Origin of the sequence: Kitasatospora sp. NPDC089797, assembly GCF_040684795.1 — a bacterium.
Lineage (GTDB): Bacteria > Actinomycetota > Actinomycetes > Streptomycetales > Streptomycetaceae > Kitasatospora.
The window spans coordinates 1-14333 of record NZ_JBFBGS010000097.1; the positions used below are offsets into that span (position 1 = coordinate 1).

At 72.7% G+C, this 14333-nt stretch carries 12 protein-coding genes; 7 read left to right on the forward strand and 5 right to left on the reverse strand.

Features of this window, described 5'->3' with window-relative positions; genetic code table 11:
• Positions 1-59 precede the first annotated feature (59 nt).
• Entirely contained in the window at positions 60-548 is a 489-nt protein-coding gene (locus AB0O91_RS40565) for a MarR family transcriptional regulator (protein ID WP_363444400.1), read from the reverse strand.
• 131 nt (positions 549-679) lie between these two features.
• Between AB0O91_RS40565 and AB0O91_RS40570 the strand changes: the two genes are divergently transcribed.
• Positions 680-1270, forward strand: coding sequence for a hypothetical protein (locus AB0O91_RS40570; protein WP_363444403.1), 591 nt, complete (start codon positions 680-682; stop codon positions 1268-1270).
• A 63-nt stretch (positions 1271-1333) separates the two neighbouring features.
• Positions 1334-2680, forward strand: coding sequence for an NAD(P)/FAD-dependent oxidoreductase (locus tag AB0O91_RS40575; RefSeq protein WP_363444406.1), 1347 nt, complete (start codon positions 1334-1336; stop codon positions 2678-2680).
• 115 nt (positions 2681-2795) lie between these two features.
• On the opposite strand, the gene AB0O91_RS40580 is transcribed toward AB0O91_RS40575, so the two are convergent.
• From AB0O91_RS40580 to AB0O91_RS40590, 3 genes are all read right to left on the reverse strand, one after another.
• Positions 2796-4532, reverse strand: a complete 1737-nt coding sequence (locus AB0O91_RS40580) for an MFS transporter (protein ID WP_363444409.1) — start codon at positions 4530-4532, stop codon at positions 2796-2798.
• Positions 4533-4613: 81 nt separating this feature from the next.
• Positions 4614-6473, reverse strand: a complete 1860-nt coding sequence (gene asnB, locus AB0O91_RS40585) for an asparagine synthase (glutamine-hydrolyzing) (protein ID WP_363444412.1) — start codon at positions 6471-6473, stop codon at positions 4614-4616.
• Positions 6474-6664: 191 nt separating this feature from the next.
• Positions 6665-7372, reverse strand: coding sequence for a TenA family transcriptional regulator (locus AB0O91_RS40590; protein ID WP_363444415.1), 708 nt, complete (start codon positions 7370-7372; stop codon positions 6665-6667).
• A gap of 297 nt (positions 7373-7669) precedes the next feature.
• On the opposite strand from AB0O91_RS40590, the gene AB0O91_RS40595 reads away from it, so the two are divergent.
• Together AB0O91_RS40595 and AB0O91_RS40600 are read left to right on the forward strand one after the other, a co-directional pair.
• The gene (locus AB0O91_RS40595; RefSeq protein ID WP_363444418.1) at positions 7670-8863 is read left to right on the forward strand and encodes a cytochrome P450; all 1194 of its coding nucleotides are present in this window, start codon (positions 7670-7672) and stop codon (positions 8861-8863) included.
• 46 nt (positions 8864-8909) lie between these two features.
• On the forward strand, positions 8910-9674 hold the full coding sequence (locus AB0O91_RS40600; protein ID WP_363444421.1) for an SDR family oxidoreductase: 765 nt from the start codon (positions 8910-8912) through the stop codon (positions 9672-9674).
• Positions 9675-9741: 67 nt separating this feature from the next.
• On the opposite strand, the gene AB0O91_RS40605 is transcribed toward AB0O91_RS40600, so the two are convergent.
• A complete protein-coding gene (locus AB0O91_RS40605; protein ID WP_363444424.1) occupies positions 9742-10269 on the reverse strand; it encodes a flavin reductase family protein in 528 nt (175 codons plus the stop codon).
• A 378-nt stretch (positions 10270-10647) separates the two neighbouring features.
• Between AB0O91_RS40605 and AB0O91_RS40610 the strand changes: the two genes are divergently transcribed.
• The 3 genes from AB0O91_RS40610 (at position 10648) to AB0O91_RS40620 (ending at position 14232) form a co-directional block, all read left to right on the forward strand.
• Positions 10648-11961: a SidA/IucD/PvdA family monooxygenase gene (locus tag AB0O91_RS40610; protein ID WP_363444427.1), complete on the forward strand. Its 1314-nt coding sequence runs from the start codon at positions 10648-10650 to the stop codon at positions 11959-11961.
• Positions 11962-12057: 96 nt separating this feature from the next.
• Complete coding sequence (locus AB0O91_RS40615) at positions 12058-13410, forward strand: NAD(P)/FAD-dependent oxidoreductase (protein ID WP_363444430.1); 1353 nt, start codon at positions 12058-12060, stop codon at positions 13408-13410.
• Between the two features lie 69 nt (positions 13411-13479).
• The gene (locus tag AB0O91_RS40620; RefSeq protein ID WP_363444433.1) at positions 13480-14232 is read left to right on the forward strand and encodes an SDR family oxidoreductase; all 753 of its coding nucleotides are present in this window, start codon (positions 13480-13482) and stop codon (positions 14230-14232) included.
• The last annotated feature ends 101 nt before the right edge of the window (positions 14233-14333 follow it).

Consider the following 14333-nt stretch of genomic DNA (forward strand, 5'->3'; position numbering starts at 1 on the left):
CGTGGGGCGGGACCGTCGAACGGTCCCGCCCCACGCGTCTGCCCGCGTCCGTACCGGGCCTACGAGCCCTCGGAGAGGCGCCCGGCGTGCTCGTACTGCTGGCGGGTGGCGAAGCGCAGGAACTCGATCATCCTGGCCAGCACGGTGGTGTCCAGCTGGCGCAGGTAGGCGGCGCCCTCCTGGGCGATCGGCGCGAAGATCTCGGCGACCATCGCGTAGCCCTTGTCGGTGGGTTCCACCGTCACCCGTCTGCGGTCGGCGGTGTCCCGGACCCTGGTCGCGTAGCCGGAGCGCTCCAGCCGGTCGATGGCGGTGGTCACCCCGCCGGTGGTCAGGCCGGCCGCGGCCGCCAGTTCGCCCGGGCTCATCGGGGTGGGGCTGAAGAGCAGCTCCAGGCAGCGCAGGTCGGTGCGGTTGAGCCCCAGCTGGTCCGCGACGTGCTGGTCCAGGGTGTCGGCGGAGCGTTGGAACTCCTGCATGACCTGCCCGAACTCCTCGATCAACTGCTCGCGGGCGTCGGTCGCCCCGGCCTCCTGCTGCGTGGTCACGTCTGCTCCTCTCGGGATTCTCTTGACATTCTAGCGATCCCCTCCGTACAGTCGTCTCAGGTCGATCGCTAGAAAATTTAGCGACTAGATGTACTACTTAATCGAACTTCTAGTCCCTTCGGAGGACCGCCATGACCAACCTCTCCAAGGCCGCCGCCCGCCTGGTGTTCGTCCCGGCGGTGCACCACCTGACCCTCGACGTCGCCACCGAGCCGCAGCCGCTCTACACCGCGAACTTCGGCGGGCCGGCCTCCCGGGTCACCGAGGACCCCGACGGCACCGTGACCATCACCCGCCGCGGCCCGGTCCACCCCTTCGACCTCGCCCGGCGCAGCGCCCACGTGACGCTCAGCCCCGCCGTCGCCTGGGACATCGAGATCCGCGGCGTGGCCACCCACGTCGAGGCCGACCTGACCGGGCTGTCCCTGCGCTCGCTCACCGTCACCGGCGGCCTGAGCGACGCCCGGATCACGCTGCCGCAGACCGACCGGGAGGTGTCGGTGCACTTCGACGGCGGCGTGCGCAAGCTGACCCTGCTGCGCCCGGCCTACACCCGGGCCACCCTCCGCGGCGACCGGGGCTTCACCGGCCTCTCGCTGGACGGCCGCTGGGTCGGCACCCTGGCCAATGCCGACTGGCAGAGCGCCGAGCCGCCCGAGAGCACCCCGGGCGTCTACGACATCACGTTCGCCTCCGGCAGCAACCGCGTCACGATCGCCTGACCCGCCCGACCCCGCGTCACCCGCCCAGCACCGCACCACCCACCGAACAGGAGAAGACCCATCATGTCCGCAAAGCCCCTGCACGTCCTGGTCATCGGCGCCGGCTTCGGCGGCCTCACCCTCGCCCACGGCCTGCGCAAGGCCGGCGTCTCCGTCGCGGTCTACGAGAAGCAGCGCAGCCGCACCGACGGCCTCTACGGCTACCGGGTCGGCATCGACCCGACCGGCAACCGGGCGCTCAAGGACTGCCTGCCACCGCAGCTCTTCGACACCTTCCTGGCCACCTGCGCCCGCACGCCGCTCTACTTCAACGTGCTGACGGAGAAGAAGAAGCGCACCGCCGCGATCCGGCTGCGCGGCGACGCCGACCTGATCAACTCCGAGCGCTCGGTCTCCCGGCAGACGCTGCGGCAGCTGCTGCTGACCGGCCTGGAGGACATCACCCACTTCGGCAAGGAGCTCACCCACTACGAGCAGCGCCCGGACGGCTCGGTGACGGCCTTCTTCGCGGACGGCAGCTCGGCCACCGGTGACGTCCTGGTGGCGGCCGACGGCGCGCACTCCGCGGTGCGCAAGCAGTACCTCCCGCACGCCAAGCTCAAGCCGGCCGGGATCACCACCATCGGCGCCAAGATCCCGATGAGCCGGGAGGCGCTCGCCCTGCTGCCGCGCCCGTCCCAGCAGGGCCTGTCGCTGGTCTTCGCCCCCAAGGGCTTCATGTGCATCTGGCACGTGATGGAGTTCCGCTGGGACGAGCGCGGCGGGATCAAGGACAGCGCCGCGGGCAACGACGCGGAACTGCTCCGGTCCTGGCCCGGGCTGCTGTTCGACAACACCCGGGACTACATCTCCTGGGGCATCTGGGCGGCGGACGACAAGTTCCCCAAGGACGTGCTCAAGCTCCGCGGCCAGGACCTGATCGACCTGACCCTGAAGCTCACCCCCAACTGGCACCCGGACTTCCGCAAGCTGTTCGCCATGGCGGACCCGACCACGCCCTTCCCGCTGCACATCGCCACCTCCGAGCCGGTGCCGGCCTGGAAGACCACCAACGTCACCCTGCTGGGCGACGCGATCCACACCATGACCCCCGGCCAGGGCGTGGGGGCCAACACCTCGCTGCGCGACGCGATGCTGCTCACCCGGGCGCTCACCGCGGCGAACAACGGCTCCCGTGACCTGATCGGCGCGATCGGCGAGTACGAGGCCGAGATGATCCCCTACGGCTTCGCCCGGGTGAAGGACTCGCTGGCCGAGAACGGCACCTCGGGCGAGGACCCGCTGCACAAGCCGGTGGTGGGACGCGCCGTCCTGGCCGGCGCGCGGGCCTACTTCAAGGCCGTCGACAAGATCCCCTCGATGCAGCGCAAGTTCCTGGACGACCTCTACACCTACCGCGGTGCCGAGTAACGGCCCCGCACGGCAACGGCACGGCCGCCGCGGGCGGGTGGGCAGGACCGGTACCGGTCCCTCCCACCCGCCCGCGGCGTTGCCGGGGCCCCCGCCGCCGGTCATCGCGCCGTCCTCACTCCCGCGCGGACCGGGCGGGTCGCCGGCCCCGGTCCGTGCTGCCGTCCGCATCGCCGTCCGCATCGCCGTCCGCGCCGCCGTCCGCGCCGTCGCTGCCGGGACGCGGCAGCAGCGGCGTGAGCCCGAGCACCACCAGGAAGGCCACGGCGGAGTAGCGCAGGCTGTGCGAGGTCGCGTCGGCGAAGCTCGCCCGCATCGCGGTGCGCACCGCGTCGCCGGTGGCACCGCCCGCGGCGTCGTCCGGGCAGCCGTCCGGCGTCCGGTAGGGGTCGAGCGCCCCGGTCCGGGCCACCACGCAGTCGCGCAGCTGCGCCAGCGCCGCGTCCTGCGCCGCGCCGGAGGCGCCCCGGGCGGTCAACGCGGCCCGCAGCGCGGGCTCCTGGGCACGGGCGTGGGCGGCCCCGGCACCGCCGAGCCGGGCGAAGAAGACCAGCGCGATCAGCCCGATCCCGGCCGCCGAGGCCAGGTAGACCGCCGCGTTGGCCAGGCCGGCGCCGCTGCCGGCGTCCCGCCGCGGGACCCCGCTCAGCACCAGGTTGATCAGGATCGGCACCACCAGGCCCAGCCCGCAGCCGATCGCGGCCAGGCAGCCGGCCAACGGCCAGAAGCCGAGCGCGCCCCGGCCGGTCACCGCGCTCAGCAGCAGGGTCGCCGCGGCCACCACGACGCAGCCGGTGGCCAGCAGCGCGCGGCCGATCCGCGGCGCCAGGGAGACCGCCGGGATGCCGAGCAGGCAGGTGCCCAGCACCCACCCGACCATGGCGCACCCGGTGCGCAGGGCCGACCAGCCCAGGCCGATCTGGGTCTCCCAGATCACCGGCATCTGCAGCGAGACCAACGCCGAGTAGACCAGCAGCAGTTGCACCATGCCGGCCGTGAACGAGCGGTTGCGGAACAGCGCCACCGGGATCAGCGCCCGCTCGGGACCGCTGCGGCCCTGCTGCCGGGCCACCAGCAGCGCCACCGGGACGGCTCCGGCCAGGGCGATCAGCATCCAGGCCGGCCAGCCGGCCGCCCGGCCCTGCTGGAGCGGGTAGACCAGCAGCACGGCCAGCAGCGCCACCAGCGCGATGCCGGTCGGATCGGGCCGCAGCGCGCGGTCGGAGCGCGACTCGGGCAGCAGCAGCCAGGTGCCGACCAGCACCAGCACCCCGATCGGCACGTTGATCAGGAAGACCGCCCGCCAGCCGAGGCCGAGCAGGTCGTCGGTGGCCAGGAAGCCGCCCAGCACCGGACCGGCCAGCTGCGCCAGGTTCATCACCGAGCCGTAGGCCGCGAAGGCCGCGCCCCGGCGGTCGGGGGCGAAGAGCAGCTGCAGCACCGCCAGCACCTGGGGCACCATCAACGCGCCGAAGCCGCCCTGGACGCACCGGGCGGCGATCAGCACCCCGGCCGTGGGCGCGAGCGCGCAGGCGGCGGAGGCGAGGGTGAACCCGGCGACACCGGTCAGGAACACCCGCTTGCGGCCGTACATGTCGCCGAGCCGCCCGCCGGGGATCAGCAGCACGGCGAAGGCGAGCGCGTAGGAGGCGACGAACCACTGGCCCGCGGCGTAACCGGCGTGCAGGCTGCGCTGGATGGCGGGCGTGACCACGGCGGCGATGTTCAGGTCGAGCATGTCCATGAAGGCGGCGAACAGGATGACCAGCAGCGCCGGCCAGGGGCTGCGCCCGGCCGTCCCGGTGGTGCCTGCCGCGGAGCCCGTGGTGGACGGGGCGGGGGTCGTGCTCATGGGAGCCCTTCTCGAGGCGGCTCCCGGACGGGCTCGGCGGGAGCCTTGGTTGGGGACCCGCCGAGCCCGGGCTGACCGGTCTCAGACCTCGATCTGCACGCCGTAGCTGCGCAGCCAGAAGTCGAAGCCGAGCGCCATCTCGATGTTCGACCGGCTGTGCCACTCGTGGGCGGTGCCGGACGGGTCCTCGATGGCCTGCCGGGCCGCCTGGACGTCCAGGAACGGGAGGACCGGCGAGTCGGGGTTGCGCAGCAGCGCGGCGAACTCGCGGTGCAGCGCCTGGGTGTAGGTCGGGTCCTGGGTCACCGGGTAGGGGCTCTTCGGGCGGTCCAGGATCGACTTCGGCAGCAGGTCCCGGGTCGCCGCGCGCAGCAGGCTCTTCTCCCGGCCGTCGAAGGTCTTGAACTCCCACGGCACGTTGTAGACGTACTCCACCAGCCGGTGGTCGCAGAACGGCACCCGGGTCTCCAGGCCCGAGGCCATCGCCAGGCGGTCGCCGCGGTCCAGCAGCATCGGCAGCCAGCGCGACAGGTGGGCGTAGCTGAGCTCGCGCATCCGGTGCTCGCGGCCGCTCTCGCCGGCCTGGTGCGGCGTCTCCAGCTGGACCTGGCGGTAGTTCTCGGCGTAGTAGCCGGTCATGTCCAGCTTGTCGAGCAGGTCGAGGCCGAACAGGCCGCGGCCCTGGCCGTTGCGGCTGCCCTCCTGGCGGCGCTCGGCGGCGACCCAGGGGAAGGTCTCCAGCCCGACCAGCTCCTCGTCGTGCAGCCACTTGAAGCCGCCGAAGATCTCGTCCGCGGTCTCGCCGGTGAGCGCGACGGTGGAGTGCTCGCGGGTGGCCCGCAGCATCAGGTAGAGCGAGGTGTCCATGTCGCCGAGCGCGGTCGGCATGTCCTGGGCGAGGATGGCGGCCTCGCGCGCGCTGGGGTCGATCAGGTCGGCGGTGCCCAGCACGATGTCGGTGTGGTTGGCGCCCACGTGCCGGGCGAGTTCGGCCGCGTACGGGGCGTCGGGGGTGTCGCGCTGGTCGTCCGGGCGGAAGTTCTCGCTGTAGCCGACGAAGGTGGCGGTGATCGTGCGGACCGCCTCGTCACCGGCCTGGGCGCGGGCGATCGCGGCGAGCGCGGTGATCGAGCTGGAGTCGATGCCGCCGGAGAGCGCGGTGCACAGCGGGACGTCGGCGACCAGCTCGCGGGTGACGATCTCCTCCAGCATGGAGCGCACGTGGGCGACCGTGGTGTCCAGGTCCTCGGTGTGCTCGCGCGCCTCCAGCGCCCAGTAGCGGCGCAGCACCGCGCCCTTGCGGCTCAGCGTCAGGGTGTGGCCCGGCGGCAGCTCGCGCAGGTCGCTGAAGACGCTCTGGCCGGGGGTCTTGGCGGTGGAGAAGAGCTCCCGCAGGCCGTCCGCGTCCACCGTCCGCTTCACCAGCGGGTTGGCGAACAGCGACTTGGGCTCGGAGCCGAAGATCAGGCCGCCCGGGAGCGTCTTGTAGAAGACCGGCTTGATGCCCATCCGGTCGCGGACCAGCAGCAGTTCCTCGGTGCGCGGGTTCCAGACCGCGAAGGCGAACATGCCCTCGAGGTGCTCGGCGCAGTCGGCGCCCCACTGGAGGTACGAGCGCAGCACCACCTCGGTGTCGCTGCGGGTGCGGAACCGGTGCCCGCGGCTCTCGAGTTCGGAGCGCAGCTGCTTGAAGTTGTAGACCTCACCGGTGTACGAGAGCACCGCCAGGGTCCGGCCGTCCTCCTCGGCCACCATCGGCTGGATGCCGCCGGCGAGGTCGATGATGGAGTTCCGGGTGTGGCCCAGCAGCGCGTGGGTCGACACCCACACGCCCCGGGCGTCGGGACCCCGCTTCTCCAGGGCGTCGGTCATCCGGTCGAGGATCAGCCGCTCCTCCGAGAGGTCGCAGCTGAAGTCCACCCAGCCAGTCATACCGCACATTCGGAAAACTCCCTTGTTCAGCTCTGTCTCGGGGATGCGCCGGCCGGCAACGGGTGTTGCGGCGGATCAGCGGCCGGGAAGTCTGGACCTGACGGCTGGTCGGCAGTCTGGTGGCGCGCGGTGGAAGCGGGCTAGAGCAGGACTCGATGCCCGGGCCGGGCCGCGGGGTGCGGCCACCGGACCGGGGACCGTCAGAACGGCCAGGCCTCCCGGCGCCAGGCGGCGTCCACGAACGCCCACTCGTAGCGCACCGCGTGGCCGGCGTTGCGCACCAGCTCCCGCCGCTCGGCCGGCGAGCTGTCGGCGGCGACCTCCTCGGCCAGGTCGAGGAACTCGTCCAGCATGCCCCGGAAGAACTCGCCGGGGTGGGCCTTCTCGATCTCCGGCGCGTAGCGCGAGGCCGGGTCTCGGCGGGCCAGCAGGTCGTCCGTGACCAGCATGTACAGCCAGGCCGAGGGCAGCACCGCGCCGAGGCCGGCGGCCAGCGAGGTGGAGCCCGCGGCGGCCAGGAAGCTCACGTAGCCCAGCGTGGTCGGGGCGATCGGCGGCGGGCCGTCCGGCGGCAGCGCCAGGCCGAGCCGCTCGGCCGTCGAACCCAGGCCGTCCAGCCGGACCGCGCAGTCCTCCAGCGCCCCGGTCGCCATCCGGCTCAGCGTCGCCGCCTGGCGGCCGTTCCGGGCCAGCGCGGAGCAGCGGGCCTGCGCCCGGCCGTAGCCGGGCAGCAGGTGGCAGGAGTCCTGCAACGTGAAGTGGAGCAGGGCCGCGCCCGGCAGCGTGCCGTCCCGCAGCCCCGTGTAGTACGGGTGCTCGCACATCCGGCGGGCCCCGTCGGTCACCAGGCCGCCGAGCTCCTCCCGCAGGGTGGTGCCGTGCTGCCCTGCCGCGATCGGTTTCACCATGCGGCGAGCCTCGGCGGACCGGCTCGAGGCCGGCTCGCGCCGGGCTCGCCCCGTCGCCCGTCGCCCGTGCCGTCCAAACCGCCCCGCCCGGCCCCGGCGGGGCGGCCCCGACCGTCGTTCGAGCCGCGGTCGAGACCGCGGCGGCAGCATCGGGCCGGGCCCGGGGCGTACCCGACGGTTCGCGATGCCCAGCGCCGCGCACCCGGCGGGAACCGCCGGACACGCCCCGGCCCGGCCCGCAGCCGAAGGCGCCCGCCGCCCGCGCACACCGACCAGTCGAGGAAGAGGTCCTGACGGATGAGCAGCCCTCCCGAGCCGCCGCGCTTCCCCACCGATGTCCCGTCCGGACTCCAGGAGCAGCCCGAGTTCCGGCAACTGCGCACCGAGCAGGGGCTCTGCCCGTACCGGCTCCCGCACGGGGCGCCGGCCTACCTCGCGGTCCGGTACCAGGACGTCAGGTCCCTGCTCACCGACCGCCGGTTCGGCCGGGCGCACTCGGTCGGGCCGGAGGAGCCCCGGCTGCTGCCCATCGTCCAGCGCGCCAACCTGCTGATGGTCTCCGACGGCCCCGAGCACGAGCGGTTGCGCCGCCTGCTCGCGGCGGCCTTCACGGTGCGCGGGGTCGAGCGGCTGCGGCCCCGGGTGACGGCGACCGTCTCGGACCTGCTGGACGGCCTGGAGAAGCACGGCGGCCCGGCCGACCTGATGGAGCTCTTCGCGCTGCCGCTGCCGATCCTGATGATCTGCGAGCTGCTGGGCATCCCGGTGGGCGACCGGACCCGGTTCCGGGAGCTGGCCGAGACCTTCCTGGCCGCCAAGCTGCACCAGATGACCGCCGAGCAGATCGGGGCGGCCGGGCAGGAGCTGCGGCAGTACCTGGTGGAGCTGGTGGCGGCCCGCCGGCGCGAGCCCACCGGGGACCTGCTCGGCACCCTGACCGCCGAGGGCGACCTCTCCGACCAGGAGCTGGTCGGCCTCTCGGTGACCATCCTGATCGCCGGGCACGAGGTGCTCGCCGACCAACTGGCCAACACCGTCTACTTCCTGCTGACCAACCCCGGCCACCACCGGGAGCTGCTGGACCGGCCGGAGCTGGTGCCGGCGGCGATCGAGGAGCTGCTGCGCTGGACCCCGCAGGGCACCAGCACCGGCAGCCCCCGCCGGGCCGTGGAGGACGTCGAACTCGGCGGCACCCTGGTGCGGGCCGGCGAGTACGTGCTGCCGCTGCTCAGCGTGGCCAACCACGACGAGGCGGCCTTCCCGGCCGCCGACCGGGTCGACTTCCACCGCCCGGCCACCTCCCACCTCGGCTTCGGCGCCGGCGTGCACCGCTGCCTGGGGTCGGCGCTGGCGCGCCTCGAACTCCAGGTGGCCCTGGCCGAGTTGCTGCGCCGGCTGCCCGGGCTGCGACTCGCCGTGCCGGCCGAGGAGATCGCCTGGTGCGGGGGCGGCCTGGTGCGCGGCCCGTACACCCTGCCCGTCGTCTGGTGACCGCACCGGTCACGGATTCGTCCCATCGAGAACTCGAGGAGTCGTCATGGACCTTCAACTGAAGGGCAAGCGGGCCGTCGTCACCGGTGCCAGCCGGGGGATCGGCCTGGCCATCGCGCGGGCGCTGAGCGCCGAGGGGGTGGAGGTGGTCGGCGGGGCCCGGACCATCAGCGACGAGCTGCGCGAGGCCAGCGCGCACACCCTCGCGGTGGACCTCACCACCCCGGAGGGCCCCGCCCAGCTGGTCGAGCACGCGGTCGGGGCGCTCGGCGGCCTGGACATCCTGGTCAACAACGTGGGCGGCCGCACGGTCTCCGCGAACGGCTTCCTCGACCTGGACGACGAGGGCTGGCGCAAGGGCTTCGAGCTGAACTTCTTCAGCGCCGTGCGGACGATCAGGGCGGCGCTGCCGAGCCTGATCGAGAGCCGCGGCTCCATCGTCAACATCGGGTCGGTCAACGGCCGGCTCGCCGCGCCTCGGCTGGCCGAGTACGGCGCGGCGAAGGCGGCGCTGACCAACCTGACCAAGGCGCTGTCGGAGGAGTTCGGCCCCAAGGGCGTGCGGGTGAACACCGTCTCCCCGGGCCCGGTGCTCACCGACACCTGGAACAGCCCGGTGCGGGCCGCCCGGATGGGCATGTCGGTCGAGCAGCTGGTCGCCGAGGTGCCCAAGTGGATGGCGCTCACCACCGGGAAGATCATCGAGGCGGACGAGGTCGCCGCGATGGTGCTGCTGCTGGCCTCCGACCGGCTGCCGAGCACCACGGGTGCCGACTGGCTGATCGACGCGGGCATGCTGAAGTCGGTCTGACGCCGACCGCACGCGCGGCGCCCCGGGACTCCTGGAGTCCCGGGGCGCCGCCGTCGGATCCGGCCGCTCAGCCGCGCCGGGCGGCCACCGGCCAGGCCGCGTACCCGCGCAGGCCGTAGAGCAGCGGTTCGGGGTCCGGCTGCTGGAGGATCCGCAGCACCTCGCCGTAGACCACGGTGTGCGAACCCACCCGGTGGGCGGCGCTCACCCGGCAGTCCGCCATCGCGTGCGCGTCGTCGACCAGGTGCGGGCCGGCCCCGTCCGGGGCGTAGGTCCAACGGACCCGGCTGAACCGGTCCGCGGCGCCGGAGCCGAACAACTCGGCCGTGGCGCGGGCGCGTTCGTGCAGGAGGTTCACGGTGAACCGGCCGGACTCCAGCACCGCCGCCAGGGTCCGGGTGTCGGTGCGCAGCGAGGCCAGCAGGGTCGGTGGCTCCAGGGTCACGCTGCACACCGCCGAGCAGGTCATCCCGCGCGGCTGCCCGTCGGCGGTGCGGGCGGCCACCACGGACACCCCGCTCGGGAAGCCCGCCATCAGCGCGCGGAACTCCGCGGCGGCCACCGTGGGGCCCGCGTCGGTAGGAGAAGTGGTCACCTGTACGCCCTTCCGTGGACGGATTCGCCCGCCTGTCCGGCCCCGTGCCGCGCCGTCCCGCCGCCGGAGCGGTCCGCGGTGCGGCCGTCGGGCTTCCGTTGCCCCGGGCTCGGGCACGAGGCTGCGGGACCGGGCTCGGAGGCGGCTCGCAGGTGCCTCGACCCCGGAGGCGGTCCAGCGGCTTTCCACCGCGGCTGTGTGACGACCGGCCACTCTGGTGCCTCGGACCACCTGATTCGCCGCGAGGCGTGGGCGGCCGCGCGCTCGAGTCCCGCTCAAGCCGCGCTCCACGGGCCCTCGCCAGCATGCGAGCCGGGGAATGTGCGCCGCCCGGCACGGTGGCGTCCACACACGACTGTGATCGGAGGTGCCGTTCGGATGCCAACACGATTCGGCGTGACCCCACCCCCCGAGGGCGGCGGTCAGGCCCTGCCCCACCACGAGGTGGCCGGGCTCGGGGCCGGACCCGCGAACCTGAGCCTGGCCGCCCTGGGCGCGGACCAACTGCCCCACGGGCTGGCGCTCTTCGAGCGGCGCGAGGGGCCCGCCTGGCACCCCGGGCTGCTCGGCGCGGGAACCCAGCTGCAGACCTCCTGGATCAAGGACCTGGTGTCGCTGGCCGACCCGTGCAACCGGCTGTCCTTCCTCAACTACCTGGTCAGCACCGGCCGGGTCTACGCCTTCCTGAACGCCCAGTACGACTCCATCCCCCGGCTGGAGTACGCCCGCTACCTCGCCTGGGCGTCCGGCGAGCTGGGCTGCGTGCGCTACGGCGTACCGATCGAGGAGGTGGACTACGCGGGCGGCCGCTTCGTCCTCTCCGGCCCGGCCGGCCCGGTGGCCACCGCGGACCACGTGGTGTTCGGGCTCGGCACCCAGCCCGACGTGCCGGCCTGCTTCGAGGGGCAGGAGGGCAACGGGGGAGTGGTGCTGGCCGAGCAGTTGGAGACCCACCTGAGCACCGTCTCCAGCCGGCCCTACGAGCAGGTGATCGTGGTCGGCGGCGGCCAGACCGGCGCCGAGTGCGTGCTCAACCTGCTGCAGCGCGGCTACCGGGACATCCGCTGGATCGGCCGGCGGCCGTGGTTCGCCCCGATGGACGACTCCCCCTCGGCCAACGACTTCTACCGGCCGACCTACCTGCGCTTCTTCCAGGGCCTGCCGGAGGGCGTGCGCGAACGCTACGCCGCCGAGCAGACGCTGACCAGCGACGGCGTCTCGATGGCCACCCTCCAGCAGCTGTACCAGGCCAACTACGAGGCCTCGCTGCGCGAGGGCCGCTCGCCCGTGATGATGCTGCCCGGTCGCAGCGTCGTCGAGGCGGGCCAGCGGTACGGCACGGTCGCGCTCTGGTGCGAGCGCGACTGGGGCGGGCGCGAGCGCCACGCCGCGCGGTTCGTGGTGCTGGCCACCGGCCGGCGCGCGACCCCGCTGCCGCTCTCCGCCGGGCTGTTGGAGCAGATGGAGACCGACGGCTCGGGCGAGCCGGTGATCGACTCCGACTACTCGATCCGCTGGAAGCACAGCGAGGGCCACCGGATGTACGTCCAGAACCGCAGCCGGGTGGGGCACGGGCTGGCCGATCCCAACCTGAGCCTGCTCGCGGTGCGGTCGGCGGTCATCCTCAACTCCCTGCTGGACCGCCAGGTCTTCGCGATACGGGACGAGCAGATGAGCACGGTCTGGGCCTGACCGCACGTCGGCCGCCACGCCGTCCGGCCCGGACCGGCTCCCGCCGGCGCCGGCTCCGGACACCCAGAAACCAAGGATGAGGGGAAAGAAACCGAGATGGCCGATTCACCGTTCCACGTCATCGTCATCGGGGGAGGCACGGGCGGCATGGCGCTCGCCCACGGGCTGCGGAAGGCGGGGATCAGCTGCGCCGTCTACGAGCGCGACCGCACCCGCAACAGCGGGCTGCACGGCTATCGCGTGGGCATCAACCCGGACGGCAGCCGGGCGCTGAAGTACCTCCTCCCCGGGGACCTCTTCGACACCTTCCTGGCCACCTGCGCCCGGGCCCCCAAGTACTTCAGCTTCCTGCGCGAGGACCTGCGGCCCAACGTCACCCTCCCGCTCGTGGTGGAGAACGACCCGGTCAACACCGAGAAGTCCGTCAGCCGGATGACGCTGCGTCAGGTCCTGTTGACCGGCATCGAGGACCTCGTCCACTTCGACAAGACCTTCACCCACTACGAGCGGGAGGAGGACGGCCGGGTCACCGCCTACTTCGAGGACGGCACCAAGGCCACCGGCGACCTGCTGGTCGCGGCGGACGGCGCCAACTCCCGGGTGCGCAGGCAGTACCTGCCGCACGCGACGGTCGAGGACGCCAACATCATCTCCATCACGGCCAAGGTCCCGCTGACCGCGGCCACCAAGGCGCTGGTCCCGGAGAAGGTCTTCCAGGGCATCGGCCTGGTGGTCGCCCCCAAGGGCTACAGCTGCATCCTGCACACGATGGAGTTCGGCTGGGACCGCGACGGCAAGGTCAAGAACAACATCGGCGGCAACGACGCGGCGCTGATCGAGCAGTGGCCGGGCCTGCTGTTCGACAACACCCGGGACTACATCAACTGGGGCTTCTGGGCCTCCACCGACAAGTTCCCGGCCGACGTGATGAAGAAGGAGCCCGAGGAGCTCATCAAGCTGGTCCTGGAGATGACGCCGAAGTGGCACCCGGACCTGCGCAAGCTCTTCAGCCTGGGCGACCCGAAGACCTGCTTCCCCGTCAACATCCGTACCTCCGTGCCGATCGAGCAGTGGAGTCCGAGTAACATCACGCTGATCGGCGACGCCATCCACACCATGACGCCGGGTCAGGGAGTGGGCGCCAACACGGCGTTGCGCGATGCGGCGCGGCTGTGCCGCAACCTGATCGCCCACCGCGACGACAGGATGAACCTGCTGGAAGCGGTCCTGGAGTACGAGACCAAGATGGTCGAGTACGGCTACGAGGCCGTGAAGGAGTCGAGGAAGCAGACCAGCGGGGACCAACCGATCAACAAGCCCTACATCGGCCGGCTGGCGCTGGCGGGCATGCGCACCTACTTCTGGTTCGTGCGCCACAACGCCAAGCTCCAGGAGAAGATGGCCCAGGACCTCTACCTCGACCGCGGTGGCAACCGCGAGGAGTACTGACCGTCCCGGGCACCGGTCACCAGACGCACCACCTGAACGTCAGATGCTCTACCGAAAGGGAACACCAGCATGGACCTGGGACTGCGGGACAAGCGCGTCCTGATAACCGGCGCGACGCGAGGCATCGGCCGCGCCACCGCCAAGGTCTTCGCGGCCGAGGGCGCCCGAGTCGCCATCACCTACAACTCGGCGGCCGACGAGGCCGAGAACGTGGTCAAGGAGCTCGGCGGCCCGGACCGGGCCATGGCCGTGCGCTGCGGGCTCGGTGACCCGGCCTCCATCGAGGCGGGCGTCAAGGCCGTCGAGGAGGCCTGGGGCGGCATCGACGTCGTCGTCGCCAACGCGCAGTCCTTCTCCTGGGTCGACCCGGACCAGCTGCCGCGCTTCGAGAACCTCCCGACCGACGAGTGGTTCCCGCAGCTGCGCGACAACGTCGAGGGCCACATGCTGACGGTGCGGCACGCCCTGGGCGGCATGCGGGAGCGCGGCTGGGGCCGGATCGTGCTGCTGTCCTCGGTGACCGCGGACCACGGCTCGCCGGGCTCGGAGATCTACAGCGCCGCCAAGGCCGCCCTGCACGGGTTCGCCCGCGGTCTGGCCTGGACCCGCGACGGCATCCTCGCCAACGTGGTCTCCCCGGGCGGCACGCTCACCGAGAGCCTGCAGGCGGTCGACCCCGCGATCGTGGAGAAGGCCGCGCAGGAGGCGCCCAGCGGCAAGCTGGCCACCACGGACGACGTGGCCCGGGTCATCGTCTTCCTCTGCTCGGAGGCCAACGGCAACGTCAACGGTGAGATCGTGCGCACCGCCGGCGGCCGCTGACCCGGCCGGACGACAGGAGGCGGGACGGAAGTGACGGACAGTCCGCCCCGCGCCCGCCCGCGGGGCGGAATGCGCACGACCCCCTCCCGGGTTGCATAGGC

Coding starts and splice junctions, on each gene's coding strand:
- AB0O91_RS40570 (WP_363444403.1), top strand. CDS start 680: ATGACCAACCTCTCCAAGGCCGCCGCCCGCCTGGTGTTCGTCCCGGCG.
- AB0O91_RS40575 (WP_363444406.1), top strand. CDS start 1,334: ATGTCCGCAAAGCCCCTGCACGTCCTGGTCATCGGCGCCGGCTTCGGC.
- AB0O91_RS40580 (WP_363444409.1), bottom strand. CDS start 4,532: ATGAGCACGACCCCCGCCCCGTCCACCACGGGCTCCGCGGCAGGCACC.
- asnB (WP_363444412.1), bottom strand. CDS start 6,473: ATGTGCGGTATGACTGGCTGGGTGGACTTCAGCTGCGACCTCTCGGAG.
- AB0O91_RS40590 (WP_363444415.1), bottom strand. CDS start 7,372: ATGGTGAAACCGATCGCGGCAGGGCAGCACGGCACCACCCTGCGGGAG.
- AB0O91_RS40595 (WP_363444418.1), top strand. CDS start 7,670: ATGAGCAGCCCTCCCGAGCCGCCGCGCTTCCCCACCGATGTCCCGTCC.
- AB0O91_RS40600 (WP_363444421.1), top strand. CDS start 8,910: ATGGACCTTCAACTGAAGGGCAAGCGGGCCGTCGTCACCGGTGCCAGC.
- AB0O91_RS40610 (WP_363444427.1), top strand. CDS start 10,648: ATGCCAACACGATTCGGCGTGACCCCACCCCCCGAGGGCGGCGGTCAG.
- AB0O91_RS40615 (WP_363444430.1), top strand. CDS start 12,058: ATGGCCGATTCACCGTTCCACGTCATCGTCATCGGGGGAGGCACGGGC.
- AB0O91_RS40620 (WP_363444433.1), top strand. CDS start 13,480: ATGGACCTGGGACTGCGGGACAAGCGCGTCCTGATAACCGGCGCGACG.